This window comes from Streptomyces sp. NPDC040718, assembly GCF_055593565.1.
On the sequence record NZ_JBVIXO010000002.1, the window covers coordinates 633,976 to 652,340 of the forward strand.

16 protein-coding genes and 3 tRNA genes are annotated in these 18,365 nt (G+C 73.3%); 10 read left to right on the forward strand and 9 right to left on the reverse strand.

From position 1 onward, the window contains the following. The first annotated feature begins 21 nt into the window (after positions 1–21). From purD to ACZ597_RS08435, 4 genes are all read left to right on the forward strand, one after another. Positions 22–1,275, forward strand: coding sequence for a phosphoribosylamine--glycine ligase (gene purD, locus ACZ597_RS08420; protein WP_471326643.1), 1,254 nt, complete (start codon positions 22–24; stop codon positions 1,273–1,275). A gap of 287 nt (positions 1,276–1,562) precedes the next feature. Beyond that, complete coding sequence (locus ACZ597_RS08425; protein ID WP_471326646.1) at positions 1,563–3,356, forward strand: hypothetical protein; 1,794 nt, start codon at positions 1,563–1,565, stop codon at positions 3,354–3,356. A gap of 208 nt (positions 3,357–3,564) precedes the next feature. Beyond that, positions 3,565–5,049 (forward strand): N,N-dimethylformamidase beta subunit family domain-containing protein, encoded by a 1,485-nt coding sequence (locus tag ACZ597_RS08430; protein WP_471326649.1) that lies wholly within the window; start codon positions 3,565–3,567, stop codon positions 5,047–5,049. A gap of 74 nt (positions 5,050–5,123) precedes the next feature. Next, the gene (locus ACZ597_RS08435; protein ID WP_471326652.1) at positions 5,124–6,026 is read left to right on the forward strand and encodes a phosphoribosylaminoimidazolesuccinocarboxamide synthase; all 903 of its coding nucleotides are present in this window, start codon (positions 5,124–5,126) and stop codon (positions 6,024–6,026) included. 44 nt (positions 6,027–6,070) lie between these two features. On the opposite strand, the gene ACZ597_RS08440 is transcribed toward ACZ597_RS08435, so the two are convergent. From ACZ597_RS08440 to ACZ597_RS08475, 8 genes are all read right to left on the reverse strand, one after another. Further along, a tRNA-Gly gene (locus ACZ597_RS08440) sits at positions 6,071–6,143 on the reverse strand. Between the two features lie 24 nt (positions 6,144–6,167). Further along, positions 6,168–6,779: a response regulator transcription factor gene (locus ACZ597_RS08445; RefSeq protein ID WP_125594806.1), complete on the reverse strand. Its 612-nt coding sequence runs from the start codon at positions 6,777–6,779 to the stop codon at positions 6,168–6,170. Beyond that, positions 6,776–8,026: a sensor histidine kinase gene (locus ACZ597_RS08450; RefSeq protein ID WP_471326655.1), complete on the reverse strand. Its 1,251-nt coding sequence runs from the start codon at positions 8,024–8,026 to the stop codon at positions 6,776–6,778. The genes ACZ597_RS08445 and ACZ597_RS08450 overlap by 4 nt, the downstream gene beginning before the upstream one ends. A 29-nt stretch (positions 8,027–8,055) precedes the next feature. Continuing rightward, positions 8,056–8,817 carry an ABC transporter permease gene (locus tag ACZ597_RS08455; protein WP_471326658.1) on the reverse strand — a complete coding sequence of 254 codons (762 nt, stop codon included), beginning with the start codon at positions 8,815–8,817 and terminating at the stop codon, positions 8,056–8,058. Further along, positions 8,814–9,770, reverse strand: coding sequence for an ABC transporter ATP-binding protein (locus tag ACZ597_RS08460; protein ID WP_471326661.1), 957 nt, complete (start codon positions 9,768–9,770; stop codon positions 8,814–8,816). Before ACZ597_RS08460 ends, ACZ597_RS08455 begins: the two co-directional genes overlap by 4 nt. A gap of 161 nt (positions 9,771–9,931) precedes the next feature. Continuing rightward, positions 9,932–10,004: transfer RNA gene (locus ACZ597_RS08465), tRNA-Gly, on the reverse strand. Positions 10,005–10,082: 78 nt separating this feature from the next. Continuing rightward, positions 10,083–10,154 (reverse strand) — tRNA-Gly (locus tag ACZ597_RS08470). Between the two features lie 142 nt (positions 10,155–10,296). Then, complete coding sequence (locus tag ACZ597_RS08475; RefSeq protein ID WP_471326663.1) at positions 10,297–10,614, reverse strand: histone-like nucleoid-structuring protein Lsr2; 318 nt, start codon at positions 10,612–10,614, stop codon at positions 10,297–10,299. Between the two features lie 350 nt (positions 10,615–10,964). Here ACZ597_RS08475 and purS point away from each other — a divergent pair, with 350 nt between their 5' ends. From purS to ACZ597_RS08505, 6 genes are all read left to right on the forward strand, one after another. Next, positions 10,965–11,210: a phosphoribosylformylglycinamidine synthase subunit PurS gene (gene purS / locus ACZ597_RS08480; protein ID WP_042801325.1), complete on the forward strand. Its 246-nt coding sequence runs from the start codon at positions 10,965–10,967 to the stop codon at positions 11,208–11,210. Positions 11,211–11,212: 2 nt separating this feature from the next. Further along, a complete protein-coding gene (purQ, locus tag ACZ597_RS08485; protein WP_030160145.1) occupies positions 11,213–11,893 on the forward strand; it encodes a phosphoribosylformylglycinamidine synthase subunit PurQ in 681 nt (226 codons plus the stop codon). Continuing rightward, on the forward strand, positions 11,890–14,139 hold the full coding sequence (gene purL, locus ACZ597_RS08490; RefSeq protein ID WP_471326666.1) for a phosphoribosylformylglycinamidine synthase subunit PurL: 2,250 nt from the start codon (positions 11,890–11,892) through the stop codon (positions 14,137–14,139). Before purQ ends, purL begins: the two co-directional genes overlap by 4 nt. A gap of 240 nt (positions 14,140–14,379) precedes the next feature. Then, entirely contained in the window at positions 14,380–15,534 is a 1,155-nt protein-coding gene (locus ACZ597_RS08495; RefSeq protein WP_471326667.1) for a hypothetical protein, read from the forward strand. Between the two features lie 9 nt (positions 15,535–15,543). Continuing rightward, on the forward strand, positions 15,544–16,335 hold the full coding sequence (locus tag ACZ597_RS08500) for a maleylpyruvate isomerase family mycothiol-dependent enzyme (protein ID WP_471326670.1): 792 nt from the start codon (positions 15,544–15,546) through the stop codon (positions 16,333–16,335). A 39-nt stretch (positions 16,336–16,374) separates the two neighbouring features. Beyond that, complete coding sequence (locus ACZ597_RS08505; RefSeq protein WP_471326672.1) at positions 16,375–16,854, forward strand: META domain-containing protein; 480 nt, start codon at positions 16,375–16,377, stop codon at positions 16,852–16,854. A gap of 11 nt (positions 16,855–16,865) precedes the next feature. On the opposite strand, the gene ACZ597_RS08510 is transcribed toward ACZ597_RS08505, so the two are convergent. Beyond that, complete coding sequence (locus ACZ597_RS08510; RefSeq protein WP_471326675.1) at positions 16,866–18,290, reverse strand: sulfatase-like hydrolase/transferase; 1,425 nt, start codon at positions 18,288–18,290, stop codon at positions 16,866–16,868. Positions 18,291–18,365: the final 75 nt, after the last annotated feature.

Sequence of the window (18,365 nt, forward strand, 5' to 3'; positions counted from 1 at the left end):
GTCCGGGCTACCCTGGGCGGCGTGAAGGTCCTCGTCATCGGCGGCGGCGCCCGCGAACACGCCCTGTGCCGCTCTCTGTCCCTCGACCCCGACGTCTCCGCGCTGTACTGCGCCCCCGGCAACGCCGGCATCGCCGAGGTGGCGGAGCTGCGCCCGGTCGACGCCCTCGACGGGGCGGCGGTCGCCGCCCTCGCCACCGAACTCGGCGCCGGCCTGGTCGTCGTCGGCCCGGAGGCTCCCCTGGTCGCCGGGGTGGCGGACGCCGTCCGCGCGGCCGGCATCCCGGTCTTCGGGCCGTCCGCCGAAGCCGCGCAGCTGGAGGGCTCCAAGGCCTTCGCCAAGGACGTGATGGCCGCCGCCGGGGTCCCGACCGCGCGCAGCTACGTCTGCACCACCGCCGAGGAGGTCGACGCGGCCCTCGACGCCTTCGGCGCCCCGTACGTGGTCAAGGACGACGGCCTCGCCGCCGGCAAGGGCGTCGTCGTCACCGAGGACCGGGCCGCCGCCCGCGAGCACGCGCTGGCCTGCGACCGGGTCGTCATCGAGGAGTACCTCGACGGCCCCGAGGTCTCCCTCTTCGCCATCACCGACGGCGTCACCGTGCTGCCGCTCCAGCCCGCGCAGGACTTCAAGCGCGCGCTCGACGGCGACCGGGGCCCCAACACCGGCGGCATGGGCGCGTACTCGCCGCTCCCGTGGGCGGACCCGAAGCTCGTCGACGAGGTCATGGAGCTGGTCCTCCAGCCGACCGTGGACGAGCTCCGCCACCGCGGCACCCCGTTCTCCGGGCTGCTCTACGCGGGCCTGGCCATCACCAGCCGCGGCACCCGCGTCATCGAGTTCAACGCCCGCTTCGGCGACCCGGAGACCCAGGTGGTCCTGGCCCGGCTGCGCACCCCCCTCGCGGGCGTGCTGCTGAACGCCGCGAACGGCACCCTGAACGCCCTCCCGGCGCTGAACTGGAGCGACGACGCGGCCGTCACGGTGGTCATCGCCTCCCACAACTACCCCGACACCCCGCGCACCGGCGACCCGATCGAGGGCCTGGGCGAGGTGGCGGCGCAGGACGCGCCCGACGCGTACGTGCTGCACGCGGGGACCCGGCGCGAGGGCGACGCCGTCGTCAGCGCGGGCGGTCGCGTCCTCTCGGTGACGGCGACCGGTTCCGACCTGGCGCAGGCGCGCGAGAAGGCGTATAAGGCGGTCGGGCGGATCAAGCTCGACGGCTCCCAGCACCGTACGGACATCGCCGCGAAGGCGGCCGAAGGCCGCTGACCAGCACGGCCGCCACGACGCGGGCCCGGGGCGCGGAGACGCGCACCGGGCCCGCGCGTGCGTACGCGTGCGACTGCATCCGGCCGCCTTCGAACGCAGCCAGCTTTACCCAAAGCCATTCCATCGGGTGATCGTCACCCGGACTGCCTGACGCCCGCCCCCGCCCCAACTAGGGTGCGGCGCAAGCATTCCGGCACATGGCCCACCGGCATTGCGATGTCAGTGGCGGGTGTCACAGTGGGGGAGTGAGCAAAGCCGCCGCAGGGCAGAGGGGGTGAGGTCCGGCCGTGTCCGGAACCGGTTCGATCGCAGAAGTGGGCGCGCCGTCCGCGCGTTCGCGGGCCCTCGCCGTGCTGCGGGTCCGCAGCAGGGCCATGGCCGCCGTGCTGCTGCCCGCCGCGCTCGCGGTGGTGCTCGTCGCCGCCCGGATGACGGGCCGGCTGGCCGGTGACCCCTGGCCGGCGGTGACCCTGGCCGTCTGCGCGGTCGCCGCGCTGGTACTGCTGGCGGGCGGGATATTCGGGGCGGTGGTGCTGCGCGCGGGTCCCGCCGTGACCCCGACGGTGCCGCTGCCGGAGGCCGCCGCCCCCGACCTCTACCGGCTCGTGCGGGAGCTGGCCGACCGGATGGACGTCCCCGCGCCGTCCGCGATAGCCCTGACCCCGGACTGCGACAGCTGGCTGGAGGACCGCGCCCACGCCGCCCACCGCCGGACCGGCGCGGGCACCGGCCCGGAGTGCGAGCCCGGCGCCGCGCCCGTCCTCGTGATCGGCTCGCCGTTCCTGTGGTGGATGCGGGTCGCGGAGCTGCGGGCCGTCCTCGCCCCCGTCGTCGCCGGTACGGGCCCCTCCGCGCACCCGGACATAGCCGACGCGCGCGGCTTCGTACGGGGGCTCGACGCGGCGGTGGACATCGGCGGCAGGCCCGGCCTGGGCTGGATCGGCCGCCCGGCCCGGCTGCTGCTGCGGCTGTGCCGGACGGACGCCGCCGAGATGGAGCGCGGAGTGGCCGCAGCCGCCTCCGACCGCGCACAGGGCGTGGACTACGCGCTGCGCATCCTCGCCCAGGAACAGGTGGGCCTGGCCTACGCGGGCTGGGACCGGCTGCTGACCCGGGTCGCGCTGCCCGCCTGGCGGATGGGCCGCTGGCCGGCGCACCTGGACGCCGGGGTGGTCTCCGCCCTGACCGAGCTGTCCCGGCGGGACCGGCTGGCCGAGGGGTTCGCCTCGCGGCTCGGCGAGCGCCCCGCCTGCGACCTGCTGGAGCAGCCCGGCGTGGTCGACGAGGCCGCCTCCCTGCTGGCGGCCCGGCTGTTCCACGGCGGCCCGGCCGAGGCGGGGCCGGACTGGTCGCCCGTGGACTGGGCGGCCTACCCGCAGGAGGTCGTGGACCGGAAGTGGCGTACCGAGGCGGCCCGCCTGCACGCCGCCCTGGACGCCCTGTCCGTCCCGGCCGGCCTGGCACCGCCCGCCGGCTCCCCGGCCCGGCCGGACGGCTCCCCGGCCCCGGCGGAGCCGGTGCCGGTGACCACGGGCGCCCCCGCCCCGGCAGAAGCCGCCGGTCCCGTGAGCGGCGGTCCCGGCGGCCCCGCCGCCCCTGCCGCCGGCCGCCCCGCGGACCGGCCCGTCCTGGGCGGACCGGTGCCCCCGGGCGGGCCGACCCTGGAGCGCGTCCTCGGCTACCTCACCGACCCCGCCGGGGAGGGCGCGGCCGGGGAGGCCCTCGCCGGGCGGCTCAGCGGCGACCTGGCCCGCGAGGAGCGCGCCGCCGGAGCCGCCAGGCCCCAGCCGCGCGGCGGAGCGGACACGCTGCCGCTGTTCCCGCTCCAGCCCCCGCGCAGCGGCCGGGACCTGCTCGCCGACCACGTCACCGCCCTGGTCTGCTGCGCCGCCGTGGACTCGGCCGGCGCGGGCCCCGGCCTGGACTGGCTGGACGGCCCCGTGCTGCTGGTCGGCGGCGAGCGCCGCGCGGACCTCGCCCCCCGGGTGCTCTCCCTCGTCGAGGACGGGGACCCCGAGCCCCTGCGGGACTGGCTCGCGGAGCTCGGCGTACGCCCCGAGAAGCCCGTCCGCCTCCTCTGAGCCGCGCCCGGACCGCCCCCGGACGCCCCAGGTCCGGCTCCCGCCCCGAGCGGCGCCCTGCGTTCCGGTCGCGTCAATTCACGACGAACGGTGACGGAGTGAGTGCGTTATGTGATGTGCTTGGGATCGGGCGCGGAAGGGTGTCCGAAAACCCGCCGCGCACCTGAGTGGAGCAAACGCGTTCGGGGGAGCGAGGGAGGGGAGCGGAATGGGTGCGGACCAGATCCGGCGTTGGGAGTCAGGTGCGCTCGCGCACGCGGTGACCGACCCCTTCGGCCAGGGCCCCCTGCCCTGGTTCCGGGGCAGCGAGCTGTACTTCGACGACACCGGCCAGGTGGTCCCCTGGTACGTGGACCCGGCCCTCGCCACCCCCGGCCGGAACCCCGGCCAGAACCCCCGGGGCGGCGGCCCCCGCACCGCCGACGACGTCCACCGGCAGATCAAGGGCTTCGCCTCCACCGGGGCCGTCGCCCCGGGCGAGGCCATCGACTTCCACATCACGGTCGACCCGCCCCAGCAGTTCTCCGTCGACGTCTACCGGATCGGCCACTACGGCGGCGACGGCGCCTCCAAGATCACCACCAGCCCCCGGCTGTCCGGCATCGTCCAGCCGCCGCCGCTCACCGCGGACCGCACCGTCTCCTGCCACCACTGGTGGCTCTCCTGGCGCCTCCAGGTCCCCTCGTACTGGAGCATCGGCGCCTACGTGGCCGTCCTCACCACCGCCGACGGCTACCGCTCCCACATCCCCTTCACGGTCCGCGACGACCACCCCGCCGACCTCCTCCTGCTGCTCCCGGACATCACCTGGCAGGCCTACAACCTCTACCCCGAGGACGGCCGCACGGGCGCCAGCCTCTACCACGCCTGGGACGAGCAGGGCCGGCTGCTCGGCGAGCGCGACGCCGCCATCACCATCTCCTTCGACCGCCCCTACGCGGGCGCCGGCCTGCCCCTGCACGTGGGCCACGCCTACGACTTCATCCGCTGGGCCGAGCGCTACGGCTACGACCTCGCCTACGCCGACACCCGCGACCTGCACGCCGGCCGCATCGACCCGACCCGCTACCGGGGCCTGGTCTTCCCCGGCCACGACGAGTACTGGTCGGTCTCCATGCGCCGCACCGTCGAGCGCGCCCGCGACCACGGCACCTCCCTCGTCTTCCTCTCCGCGAACACCATGTACTGGCAGGTCGAGCTGGCCCCCTCGCCCTCCGGGGTCGAGGACCGGCTCCTGACCTGCCGAAAACGCCGCGGCCCCGGCCGCCCCGCCCTGTGGCGCGAGATCGACCGCCCCGAGCAGCAGCTGCTCGGCATCCAGTACGCGGGGCGGGTCCCCGAGCCCGCGCCGCTGATCGTCCGCAACGCCTCGCACTGGCTCTGGGACTCCACCGGCGCCACCGAGAACGACGAGCTCGACGGGCTGGTGGCCGGGGAGGCCGACCGCTACTTCCCGCGCACCCAGCTCCCCGAGCACCAGGACCGGATCCTGCTCGCGCACTCCCCCTACCTCGACGGCGACGGGGCCAAGCGCCACCAGGAGACCTCCCTGTACCGGGCCCCGAGCGGCGCCCTGGTCTTCGCGTCCGGCACCTTCGCCTGGTCCCCGGCGCTCGACCGCCCCGGGCACGTGGACGAGCGGGTCCAGCGGGCGACGGCCAACCTCCTCGACCGGATCTGCAAGCGCGACTGACACCCCCTGCCCCGGGCACGGCACACCGTGCGGGAGAATGGTTCCGCGCTCGTACAGAACCACAGGGAGACCCCGTGCCCGGATTCGTCGAAAAGCCCGAGCCGGTGCAGGTGCCCGGCCTCGCCCACCTCCACACCGGCAAGGTCCGCGACCTCTACCGCGACGAGGACGGCAACCTCGTGATGGTCGCCAGCGACCGCATCTCGGCGGCCGACTGGGTGCTGCCCACCGAGATCCCGGAGAAGGGCCGCATCCTGACGCAGCTCTCCCTCTGGTGGTTCGACCAGCTCGCCGACCTGGTCCCCAACCACGTCCTCGGCACCGACCTGCCCGCCGGCGCCCCCGCCGACTGGGAGGGCCGCACGCTGGTCTGCAAGAGCCTCGACATGGTCCCCGTCGAGTGCGTGGCCCGCGGCTACCTCACCGGCTCCGGCCTCAAGGAGTACGTCCAGTCCCGCACGGTCTGCGGGCTGGCCCTCCCCGAGGGGCTGGTGGACGGCTCCGAGCTGCCCGCCCCGATCTTCACCCCGGCCGCCAAGGCCGAGGTAGGCGACCACGACGAGAACGTCTCCTACGAGGAGGTCGCCCGCACCACCGGCGCCGAGACGGCGGCGCTGCTGCGCCAGACCACTCTCGCCGTGTACGGGCGCGCCCGCGACGTCGCCCGCGAGCGCGGCATCATCCTCGCGGACACCAAGTTCGAGTTCGGCTTCGACACGGACGGCACGCTCGTCGCCGCCGACGAGGTCCTCACCCCGGACTCCTCCCGCTTCTGGCCCGCCGACCAGTGGCAGCCGGGCCGCACCCAGCCTTCGTTCGACAAGCAGTACGTCCGCGACTGGCTGGCCTCCCCGGCCTCCGGCTGGGACTCCAAGGGCGAGCTCCCGCCCCCGGTCCTCCCGCAGGAGGTCGTGGCGCAGACCCGCGCCAAGTACGTCGAGGCCTACGAGCGCCTCACCGGCCAGACCTGGAGCTGATACGACGAAGGCCCCGATCAACCGATCGGGGCCTTCGTTCACTGAGCGGACAACGCGACTCGAACGCGCGACATCCACCTTGGCAAGGTGGTGCTCTACCAACTGAGCTATGTCCGCCTGTGCGCCGTAGCGCGAGACCTACTATACCCAACCCCGCTGCCGTGCGAGACGCACTGCCGTGTGCCGGTTCTCCGCGCCGAGCTTCGTCGCCGCCGACGACAGGTAGTTGCGCACGGTCCCCTGCGACAGCGAGGCGCGCTCCGCGATCTCCGCGATCGGGGCCCCGTCCGCCGCGAGTTCCAGCACCTCCGCCTCGCGGGCCGTCAACGGCGAGTCGCCCGCGCTGATCGCGTCGGCCGCCAACTCAGGGTCCACGTAACGCCCTCCGGCGTGCACGGTGCGGATCAGCTCGGCCAGCCGCTGCGCCGAGACCGTCTTCGGCGCGAAGGCCCGCACCCCCGCCGCGAGCGCCCGCTTCAGGTGCCCGGGGCGCCCGTGGCTGGTCACGATCATGGTCTTGCAGTCGGGCAGTTCGGCCCGCAGCGCTGTGGCCACGCTCACACCGTCCGCCCCCGGCATCTGGAGGTCCAGCACCGCCACGTCCGGCCGGTGCGCCCGCGCCATCGCCAGCGCCTCCGGCCCGGAGGCCGCCTCGGCCACGACGACGAGGTCGTCCTCCAGGCCCAGCAGTGCGGCCAGCGCGCCCCGGATCAGGTGCTCGTCGTCGGCCAGAAGTACGCGTACGGGGCTCACGCCCGCACCTCCACTCGTCGTGTGTCCAGGGGCACCTCGGCCCGCAGCCGGAACCGGCCGCCCTCGGCCGGCCCCGCCAGCAGGGTCCCGTCCACCGCCGCGAGCCGTTCCCGCAGCCCCGCCAGTCCGGACCCGGGCATTCCCGCGGGTGTCTCGGGGACCCCGTCGTTCTCCACCAGCAGCGTCACGGTGCCGGAGCCGTCCAGGGCCGAGAGGCGGATCAGGCAGCTGCGCGCGTCCCCGTGCCGCAGGACGTTCGTCGTCGCCTCCCGGACCACCCAGCCCAGGGCCGACTGCACCTCGCCCGGCAGCTCCCGCCCGGCCGTCGCGTACTCGACGCGGCAGTCCATCCCGGCCGCGCTCAGCACCCCGCGCGCGCCCTCCAGCTCCACCGCGAGGTCCGCCTCCCGGTAGCCGCGCACGACGTCGCGCACCTCCCGCTGCGACTCGCGGGCGATCCGCTGCACCTCGATCATCTGGTCCACGGCCTCGGGGCGTTCGCGCCGGGCCAGTTGTACCGCCAGCTCGCTCTTGAGGGCGATCACCGCCAGGTTGCGGCCCATCACGTCGTGCAGGTCCCGCCCGAACCGCAGCCGTTCCTCGGCGACGGCCAACTGCGCCTGGACCTCCCGGGCGTGGTCGAGTTCGTAGACGGTGCGCAGCAGCCAGCCGGAGAACCCGCAGGTGAAGACGAGGAAGACACTCGTCAGCAGGACGCCGACGAAGTACCCGATGATCTCGTTCAGGGGCAGGCCCAGCGCGGCGACGGTCGCCGAGGTCCCCACTGCGGCGACCAGGGGCACGTACTTCATGTGCTGGACCTTCTCCATGGCCAGCACGAGGGATCCGCAGCCGAAGCAGACCACCCCCACCACCAGGCCCGGGGCCACGCCGTCGTCGAGGCTGCCGAACCGGCGCAGGAAGAGGAAGAGCAGTACGGCCGCGACGGTGGCGGCCGTCGTCACCACCGCGAGCCGCACCGGGCGTTCGCGTCGGCCGCACGCCGCGTCCAGGGACCTGGACGAGAGGAAGCCGACGAGGACGGAGTGGGCGACGACCAGGAGGAAGGCGGCGTAGGCCAGCGCGTGCGGGGTGGTGTTCTCCTCCTCGTTCACGGTGCCGAGGAGGGCGACCAGCCCGAAGGACACGATCTCGATGAGCACGAACAGGTGGAAGGACCAGCGTGTGTACACCTCGACCTTCCCCGCGCTGCTGCGCTTCTTCCACCACCCGGTCAGTTTCGACACGGTCCCCGTCCCCCCGGCTCTTCTTCTGGCTAGCGTCGCGGTTCCCAGCGGAACCACCGCTGGACAGCAAACACCGTGACGATCATCCAGGCCAGCGTGGTGAGCGCGGCCCCCAGCAGGTCGTACCCCGACACGCCGCCGCTCCAGCCGGCCCGGACGAGGGTCATCACCCCGCTGAGCGGCAGCAGTTCGCACACCGAGGCCACCACGTCGGGCATCTCGTCCGTCGACGCGAACACCCCGGAGCCGATCATCGTGGCCAGGAACAGCGGCAGCGTGGTCAGCCCGGCGGTCTCCACGTTGCGGGTGAACGCGCTGGTGAGCGCGGCCAGTCCGGCGAGCAGCGGCATCGCGGCGAGCACGCCCGCGGCCACCAGTGCCGGGTTGTCGGGCATCGGCGCGCCCAGCACCGAGGCGCCTGCCGCGGTGAGCGCGGCGATCTGCGCGAGCGCGATGACCGTGGCGGGCAGTGCCGTCCCGGCGAGGATCTCCAGGTCGCGGGCCTCCCCGGTGCGCAGCCGCTTCAGTACGAGCTCCTCGCGGCGGGCCACGTACGCCGAGACCAGGTTCATGTAGACGACGAGGAGCAGCACCATCCCGATCCCACCGGTGAGGGTGGCCTCGGCGACGGCGGCCGCGGTGTCCCCGCCGACGGAGGAGCGCAGTATGAACACCATCAGGGCGGGCAGCAGCACGGCCACGCTCAGCGCGGCCCGGTTGCGCAGCAGCAGGGTCAGTTCGGAGCGGCCGAGTGCGGCGAGCCGTCCGGGGTTCAGGGTCATGGTGCTCATCGGGTCCCCGCCATCGTGTCGTCGTGGGCAAGAGCGCCGGTGCCCGTGTGGCGCCGGTTCCGCGCGATCTCCAGGAAGGCCTCCTCCAGGGAGGCGTGGCGGGCGTCGAGCCCGGCCAGCGCGACCCCGGCCTCGCCGGCCCAGAGCAGCAGCGCGCCCAGGTCCTCCTGGAGCCGTTCGGTGCGGATCTCGACCTGCGGGCCGTCGGCCGCCGCGTGCAGCGCCAGCGGCAGCCGGGCGGCCGGGACCCCGGCGGGCAGGGTGAAGCGGATCCGGGACGGCTGGGTCGCGGTCACCTCGGCGGGGGTGCCGGACAGCACCAGTTCGCCCTCGTGCAGGATCGCGAGGCGGTCCGCGAGCTGCTCGGCCTCCTCCAGGTAGTGCGTGGTCAGCAGCACCGTGGTGCCCTGTGCCCGCAGTTCCCGTACGAGTGCCCAGGTGTCCTGGCGGCCCTCGGGGTCCATCCCGGTGGTCGGCTCGTCCAGGAAGAGCACCTCCGGCCGGCCCAGCAGGGCGAGCGCGAGGTCGAGCCGCCGCCGCTCGCCCCCGGACAGCTGCTTGACCCGTACGGACGCCCGCGCGCCCAGTCCGACCAGCTCCAGCACCTCCGCCGCCGGGCGGGCGCCGGTGGTGAGCCCGCTCCACATCCGGACGGTCTCGGCGACCGACAGGTCCGAGGGGAACCCGCCCTCCTGGAGCATGACCCCGGTCCGCGGGCGGACCTCGGCCCGCCGGGTGCGGGGGTCGAGCCCGAAGACGCGGACCTGCCCGCCGGTCGGGGCGGCGAGCCCTTCGAGCAGCTCGACCGTGGAGGTCTTGCCGGCGCCGTTGGTGCCGAGCAGGGCGAAGACCTCGCCGCGCGCCACGGAGAAGGTGACGCCCCGCACGGCTTCGAAGCCCCCGGCGTAGCCGCGGCGCAGTTCCTCTGCCTGGATCACTGTGTCGGTGGTCATGGCTCAAGCCTCGCCGCGGCCCGGCGGACGGAGCAGTGCGCGCTGTCACCGCCGGCGATGACATTTGTCATCGGATGTGAGCCGCGCCACAAAAGCGGAAGGAGTGGGGGCGGAAAAGACGAAGGCCCCGACCGGAATCCGATCGGGGCCTTCGTTCTCTGAGCGGACGACGCGACTCGAACGCGCGACATCCACCTTGGCAAGGTGGTGCTCTACCAACTGAGCTACGTCCGCATCTCGCTACGACCTGGGCCGTTGCGATGCGAGCACTACTCTACCTGATCCACAACCGTGGCCGGTAAAGCGGTGCAGAGCGGGTGACAGGGATTGCACACTGCGCCTCCCCCCTGGAAGGGGGGTGTTCTGCTACTGAACTACACCCGCACGACTTCGGGGTTCTTGCCTTTCGGCCTCGCCCCTCGGCGTGATCCACACACTAGCCGATCGGAGGGGGTGCATGGCAAATCCGGTCGGCGGACCGTCGGGCGGGCGGCCGCCCGACGGTCACCCTCCGGCCGCCGGACGGTCAGTGGGCCGCTTCGTACGCGCTGTAGACGGCCTTGGGGATGCGGCCCCGCGGCGGCACGTCGTGCCCGTGGGAGCGCGCCCATGCCCGCACGACCGCCGGGTCCGGTGCGATCGACGTCGTCCTGAACGTCTTCCCGGAGCGGGAGCGGCGGCGGCCGGCGGCCACGAAGGGGGCCAGGGTCTTCCGCAGTTTCTTTGCGTTGGCCGCATTGAGGTCGATCTCGTACGACTTACCGTCCAGGGCGAACGTGACCGTTTCCGCCGCTTCTCCGCCATCGATGTCGTCGGAGATCGTGACTACTACGCGCTGCGCCACGGATATCGGTCCCTTCGTGCGCCGTCGCCGCCCGCTGACGTGCGGTGATGTCGCCTGTGTGGTTGTTTCGGTGGAATACGTCAAACCGTGCCCGTCGTGAAGCGGCAAATGTTACGGTCCCGGCTGATTCCTTTGTACCGCGATTCGCATTGAATTGCGAAGCCCAGTTAATTCTCCCCGCGTGTCCCGTCGCAATCCCGGGGGCGTGGTTTTCCGGCGGATTTTGCGAAGCGTTGGTGAAGCCGAAACGGCGACGGGATCGGACACCGCGGATATCTACCCGCGTAGAAATTTCGGGCGGGTACGCTGAGGGAACCGCCTTCGCACCAACCACCTCATCGGGAGTGCCAGTGGCACGCGTCGTAGTCGACGTCATGCTCAAGCCGGAGATCCTCGACCCCCAGGGCCAGGCGGTGCAGCGTGCACTGCCGCGCCTGGGCTTCGACGGGATCGCCGACGTCCGCCAGGGGAAGCGTTTCGAACTGGAAGTGGAGGGACCGGTCGACCAGGCCGCCCTCGACCGCATCCACAAGATGGCCGAAACGTTCCTCGCCAACACCGTCATCGAAGACTTCACCGTGAAGGTCGAGGCCTGACGGTGACCACACGCATCGGAGTCGTCACGTTCCCCGGAACGCTCGACGACCGTGACTCGCTGCGCGCCGTCCGCCTCGCGGGGGCCGAGCCGGTCTCGCTCTGGCACCGCGACAAGGACCTGCACCAGGTCGACGCGGTCGTCCTCGCGGGCGGCTTCTCCTACGGGGACTACCTGCGCGCCGGAGCCATCTCCCGGTTCTCACCGGTGATGGAGACCATCATCGAGCAGGCCAAGGCCGGCATGCCCGTCCTCGGCATCTGCAACGGCTTCCAGGTCCTCACCGAGGCCCACCTGCTGCCGGGGGCGATGCTCCGCAACAACCACCTCCACTTCATCTGCCGCGACCAGAAGCTGCGGGTGGAGAACGCGGAGACCGCGTGGACCGGCGACTACACCGCCGGCCAGGAGATCTCCGTACCGCTCAAGAACATGGACGGCCGGTACGTCGCCGACGAGCGCGTGCTCGACGAACTGGAGGCCGAAGGCCGAGTGGCCTTCCGCTACGTCGACGTCAACCCGAACGGCTCGCTGCGCGACATCGCCGGCATCACCAACGCCGCGGGCAACGTCGTCGGCCTCATGCCGCACCCCGAGCACGCGGTCGAGCCGCTGATCGGGACCGGCCGCACCGACGGCCTCCCGTTCTTCACGTCGGTCCTGAAGAAGCTGGTCAGCGCATGAGCCTCGACACCGTAAAGAACGCCACCGAGACCCCGGACGCCTCCCAGCCCTGGAAGGAACTCGGCCTCAAGGAGGACGAGTACGCCCGGATCCGCGAGATCCTCGGCCGCCGTCCCACCGGCGCCGAGCTCGCCATGTACTCGGTGATGTGGTCCGAGCACTGCTCGTACAAGAGCAGCAAGGTCCACCTCGCCCAGTTCGGCAAGAAGGCCCCCAAGAACGACGCCATGCTCGTCGGCATCGGCGAGAACGCAGGCGTCGTCGACGTCGGCCAGGGCTACGCGGTCACCTTCAAGGTCGAGTCGCACAACCACCCCTCGTACATCGAGCCCTACCAGGGCGCGGCCACCGGCATCGGCGGCATCGTCCGCGACATCCTCGCGATGGGCGCCCGCCCGGTCGCGGTCGTGGACCCGCTGCGCTTCGGCGCGGCCGACCACCCCGACACCAAGCGCGTCCTGCCGGGCGTCGTCGCGGGCATCGGCGGCTACGGCAACTGCCTGGGCCTGCCCAACATCGGCGGCGAAGTCGTCTTCGACGAGTGCTACCAGGGCAACCCGCTCGTCAACGCCGGCTGCATCGGCGTGATGAAGCACGAGGACATCCACCTCGCCAAGGCCTCCGGCCCCGGCAACAAGGTCATCCTCTACGGCGCCCGCACGGGCGGCGACGGCATCGGCGGCGTCTCGGTCCTCGCGTCCGAGACCTTCGACGACACCAAGCCCACCAAGCGCCCCGCCGTCCAGGTCGGCGACCCCTTCCAGGAGAAGCTCCTCATCGAGTGCACCCTGGAGATCTTCAAGGAGAAGCTGGTCGCGGGCATCCAGGACCTCGGCGGCGCCGGGCTCTCCTGCGCCACCTCCGAGCTCGCCTCCGCCGGCTCCGGCGGCATGCGCGTCGAGCTGGACACCGTCCCGCTGCGCGACGCGACGCTCTCGCCCGAGGAAATCCTCATGAGCGAGTCGCAGGAGCGCATGTGCGCGATCGTCGAGCCGCAGTACGTCGACCGCTTCATGGAGATCTGCGAGAAGTGGGACGTCATCGCCACCGTCATCGGTGAGGTGACCGACGGCGAGCGCCTGGAGATCTTCTGGCACGGCGAGCAGATCGTGGACGTGCCCCCGGGCACCGTCGCCCACGAGGGCCCGGTCTACAACCGCCCCTACGCGCGCCCCTCCTGGCAGGACGCGCTCCAGGCGGACGACGCGGGCAAGCTGCCGCGCCCGCAGACCTCCGAGGAGCTGCGCGCGCAGGTCCTGGCCCTGGTCTCCTCCCCGAACCAGGCCTCGAAGTCGTGGGTCACCGACCAGTACGACCGCTTCGTGCAGGGCAACACCGTCCTGTCGCAGCCCGAGGACGCGGGCATGGTCCGCATCGACGAGGAGTCCAACCTCGGCGTGGCCATGTCCACCGACGGCAACGGCCGCTACGCCAAGCTCGACCCGTACACCGGCGCGCAGCTGGCGCTGGCCGAGTCGTACCGCAACGTGGCCGCGACCGGCGCCAAGCCCCTCGCGATCTCCGACTGCCTGAACTTCGGTTCCCCCGAGGACCCGGACGTCATGTGGCAGTTCGCCGAGGCCTGCCGCGGTCTGGCGGACGGCTGCCTGGAGCTGGGCACCCCGGTGACCGGCGGCAACGTCTCCCTCTACAACCAGACGGGCGACGTCGCGATCCATCCGACCCCGGTCGTGGCGGTCCTCGGCGTGATCGACGACGTCAACCGCCGTACGCCGATGGCGTTCGCGGAGGCCGGCCAGCTGCTGTACCTGCTGGGCGACACGGCCGAGGAGTTCGGCGGCTCCGCCTGGTCGCAGGTCGTCCACCAGCACCTCGGCGGCCTGCCGCCCAAGGTGGACCTGGGCCGAGAGAAGCTGCTCGCGGAGATCCTGATCTCCGCCTCGCGCGACGGCATGATCGACGCCGCGCACGACCTGTCGGACGGCGGCGTCATCCAGGCGCTCACCGAGTCCTGCCTCAAGGGCGGCAACGGTGCGCGCGTGGTGGTCCCGGAGGGCCTGGACGCGTTCACCTTCCTGTTCTCCGAGTCCGCGGGCCGCGCCATCGTGGCCGTCCCGCGCAGCGAGGAGCTCCGCTTCACCGACATGTGCGGTGCGCGGGGCCTGCCGGCCGCCCGCATCGGCGTGGTCGACGGCGAGGAGATCGAGGTCCAGGGCGAGTTCACCCTCCCCCTGGCCGAGCTCCGCGAGGCCCACGAGGCCACGATCCCGGCCCTGCTGGCCTGATCGTCCCGACCGGCTGTACGAGGCCCCGTCCACAGCGTGTGGGCGGGGCCTCGGCGCGTCCCGTCCTTGTTGGTAGCGTGCGGGCATCGCATCTGCAATGGGGGTGGGTCCGTAGTGTTCGATCCTTTACCGGGCTCGTTCGGGCCGTTCGAAGGGGATCATCGGCGGATCCTGCCGGATCGGGGGCCGTGGCGCAATCGATGGAATTCGCTCCTGTGTACGGTCGCTCTCGCCGGCGTCGTGCTGAGCGGCTGGTCGCTCCACGGCTCCTGGGAGCGGTGGCAGGACCGCCGGGAGAGCCGGGAGACCATCGCCGAGGGATGCGCGGGACTGGTGGACCCGGCGGCGGTCCTGCGGCTGAACGGCGGCACGGACCGCGTCGAGTCCGGATCGCCCTACGGCCCGGAGCCGGGGAGGCTGCCCGGTGCGTGCGGCTTCGACAGCCTCCGCGGGACGGACGGCCGGACGGAGCGCTCGGCCCACTTCTCCCTCACCGTGCACGCCCTGCCGCAGCCCGGCCGACCCTACCTGCACCAGATCGGCGTCGACGACGAGCCGTTCGGCGGGCGGCGCTCCGACCGGGGCGAGGACCCCACCGCACGGGTGGACCGTCCGAACCGCTCCCCGCTCGGGGACGGCCGACTGGGGGACCACGGGCGCAAGAGCGCCACCATCACAGCCCGCTGCGAGGGCGCGGTGGGCCCGGACCCGACGACGCTGCTGGTCACCGCCGCGGGCGAATACGAGGAAGCACCGACGGACGCCGACCTGCGGACGATCGCCCGGATCGCCCGGACGGCCGCCGTGGACGCCGCGCGGCGGCTGGGCTGCCGGACGACGCTCCCGGAGCTGCCCGCCCGGCTCACCATGCCCTCCCTCCTGCTGGGCCCCGCAGGGTCGGACGGGGGCACCTGCGGCTGGTACGCCTCCCACCTGCGCGGCGCCGCCGACCGCGCGCGGCTGCCCGACCGTTCCTCCGGGGCCCCCACGGCGAAGGACAGCCGGGCCGAGTCCTGCGTGCTGGCCGTGAGCCCGGCCGCCGTCCGCCGGATCTCCCCGGAACTGACCGCGGCCGAGCGGGGCGACGACGAGCGCGACGCCCTGACCCGGCGTCCCTGGTGGATCCACACCCAGTCCTACTTCGGGGACGAAGCCGGGACCGTCGCGGTCGGCCCGCGCCACGAACCCCGGCCGGTCACCCGGCTGGGAGCGGGCCGGGACGGCGAAGTCCTGTACGCGTCCGCCACCTGCGCGGGACGGCCGGCCGCCTTCACGATGGACACGGCCGAGTCCTACGGGCGGGTGCTGGGCCGCCGTACGACCGGGCTGTTCACGGCCTACGCCACCGAGGCGGCGGCCCGCCGGGGCTGCACCGCCCTCCGCCTCCCCCAGTAGGGTCGGGGCATGCCGCCCGCCAAGAGGAAGCCACGTACCTACGACCAGGCGAAGATCCGCGCCGCGGTCACCGCGCAGTTCGGACATGTGGCCCGGGGCGTCGGGGAGTTGACCCCCGAGCAGCTCGCGCGGCCCAGCGGGCTCGGGGAGTGGAGCGTGGCCGAGCTCGCCGCGCACGTCGCGTGGATCGCCGACTCGCTGGCCGGCGGCCTGGCCCGGCCGCCCGCCGCCGTCGCGGAGCTGACCGCCGTCGAGTGGCCCTTCGCCACCGCCTCCCTCGCCGGGAAGATCTCCGAGGCCGCCCGGGAGACCCTGACCGGCGCCCCGCTCCCCGAGCTGTACGAGCGGGCCGGCGCCCGCCTCGCCGGGGCGCTGGAGGCCAGCCCCGGCAGCCGGGTGCTGGACCTGTGGATCGGGGACATGACCCTGGCCGACTTCCTGGTCACCCGGACCGTCGAACTGGTGGTCCACACCGACGACCTGAACCGCGCCGCGGGCGTCCGCATCCCGATCGAGCGGCAGGCCCTGGCCGCCTGTACGCGCCTCCTCGCCGACGCCCTCGCGCTGAAGGCCCCCGGCGGTTCCGTCGAGGTCCGGGTGCCGCCCTTCGCGGTGGTCCAGTGCGTCGAGGGCCCCCGCCACACCCGCGGCACCCCGCCGAACGTGGTGGAGACCGACCCGCTGACCTGGGTCCGGCTCGCGACGGGCCGTACGGGCTGGGCCGCGGAACTGGACGCCGCCCGGGTCAGCGCCAGTGGGGAGCGGGCCGACCTGTCCGGGCTGCTCCCCCTGATGGCCTGAGCCGTGGAACCGGCCGGGCGCCGGCCCCGTCCCAGGGGCATGCGTACCCTCAGGCTCCTCACGACCGGCGCCCTGGCCCTCGTACTGGCCCTGACCGCGTGCAGTGCGGCCGGGCAGGACCGCGGCGACGCCACCCTGACCGTGCAGACCTCCACCACGCCGCCCGTCCCGGACGCCCCGCTCACCGCGACCGTCTGGACCGTGCACTCCGCCGCCGGGGTCACCGCCCCCGGCGACCGGGAGGCCCGCTTCACCCTCACCCCCGAGGGGCAGGCGAGCGGCACCCTGGGCTGCAACCGCTTCAGCGCCCCGGTCACCGTCGACGGCACCACCGTGGCCTTCGGTCCGCCGACCACCACCCGGATGGCCTGCGAGGGCGCGGCGGGAGAACTGGAGCGGGCCCTGACCGGCCTCTTCGGTTCGGGCCCCCTGACCTGGAAGGTCCAGGGCCGGACCCTCACGCTCACCGCCCCCGACGGCACCGCCCTCACCGCCGAGGCCGCCTCCGCCGCGGAGTGACCCGGACGCGGTCAGCCCGGGTAGGGCAGCAGCCCGGCGTCGACCGCCTCCCAGGCATTCCGCAGCTCCGCCAGCCTGGCCGGCTCGACGGCCGCCCTGTCGGCCTGCTCCCGCAGGTCCCCGGCCAGGTCGAACAGCTGGTCGCGCCCCGACTTGCCGCGGTAGTACTTCCAGTCGCCCCGGCGCAGCGCTCGCTCCCCGCGCACCCGCCAGAACAGGTCCCGCTCGGCCGGCCGCTCGCCGCGCAGCAGGTACCCGGCCAGGCTCACCCCGTCCAGCGGGTACGCCCGGTGCGGCCGGGTCCCGGCCACCTCCAGCAGCGTCGCGGTCCAGTCGGGGCTGAACACGGGCACCCGGCTGACCTGGCCGCCGTCCAGCCGGGCGGGCCAGCGCACGATGTTCGGCACCCGGATCCCGCCCTCCTGGAGGGAGGCCTTGTTGCCGGACAGCGGCCAGTTGTAGGAGAAGCGCTCGCCGCCGTTGTCGCTGGAGAAGACGACCAGGGTGTCGTCCTCCTGCCCGGAGCGCTTCAGCGCCTGGAGGACCTCGCCGACCGACCGGTCGAGGTCCTCGACCATCTGCTTGTACTTCCCGACCGAGCCGCCGTCCTGGTGCCACAGCGCCCGCGCGTCGCCCGCCTTGATCCGCCGGACGATCTCGGCGCTCTCGGCGGTGTCGCCGTCGGCGATCCACGGCCAGTGCGGGGTGGTGAAGTTCAGGTTCAGCAGCCAGGGCCTGCCGCCGTGGTCGCGGGAGACGTACTCGCCCGCCCGCTCCGTGATGATCCGCGTGTAGTAGCGCAGGTCCTTGTACGCGGCGTCGCCCTCGTAGAGGTCGTACTCGCCGCCCAGGCCCAGCTTGGAGTAGTACTCCAGCGCTCCGCCGAAGTTCCCGAAGAACGTGTCCCAGCCGGACTTGGTCGGGCTGTAGTCGGGGAGGTAGCCGGCGTGCCACTTGCCGATCAGCGCGGTGGCGTAGCCGGCCTCCTTCAGCAGTGAGGCCAGCGTCGGGTGCGTGGGGTCCAGTCCCGCGGACTTGTCGGCGATCGGCTCCGCCAGACCGCCCTTGGTACGGGCCGGGTAGCGCCCGGTGTACAGGCTGAAACGGGTCGGGGAGCAGGTCGCGGAGCCCGAGTATGCGTCGGTGAAGCGGACCCCCTGGCGGGCGAGCCGGTCCAGGTTCGGGGTCTTGATGTGCGGGGACCCGTACGAGGAGAGGTCGGCCCAGCCGAGGTCGTCCCCGAGGATGAACAGGATGTTCGGGCGGCGCGACCGGCGCCCGCGCGCGGCCCGGAACTCACGCTCCTCCGGGCCCGCCTCACGGGCGTCGGCGGCCTGCGCCGGACCGGCGCCCAGCCCCACGGCGGCGGTCGCCGCGGTCACTCCGACGGCACCTCCGAAGGCCCGGCGGGACAGCTTGCTGTTGTACGAAGACACGAGAACTCCAAGGCGCGGCCCGGCCGCCCCTGCCCCGGGGCGGGCGCGGGACGGCGCGCGGCACGGCAGGGCGGG

What these genes read in the sequence shown, in the direction of transcription:
- ACZ597_RS08430 (WP_471326649.1), top strand. Translation starts at nt 3,565, where the DNA reads ATGGGTGCGGACCAGATCCGGCGTTGGGAGTCAGGTGCGCTCGCGCAC.
- ACZ597_RS08455 (WP_471326658.1), bottom strand. Translation starts at nt 8,817, where the DNA reads ATGAGCACCATGACCCTGAACCCCGGACGGCTCGCCGCACTCGGCCGC.
- ACZ597_RS08460 (WP_471326661.1), bottom strand. Translation starts at nt 9,770, where the DNA reads ATGACCACCGACACAGTGATCCAGGCAGAGGAACTGCGCCGCGGCTAC.
- purL (WP_471326666.1), top strand. Translation starts at nt 11,890, where the DNA reads ATGAGCCTCGACACCGTAAAGAACGCCACCGAGACCCCGGACGCCTCC.
- ACZ597_RS08500 (WP_471326670.1), top strand. Translation starts at nt 15,544, where the DNA reads ATGCCGCCCGCCAAGAGGAAGCCACGTACCTACGACCAGGCGAAGATC.
- ACZ597_RS08505 (WP_471326672.1), top strand. Translation starts at nt 16,375, where the DNA reads ATGCGTACCCTCAGGCTCCTCACGACCGGCGCCCTGGCCCTCGTACTG.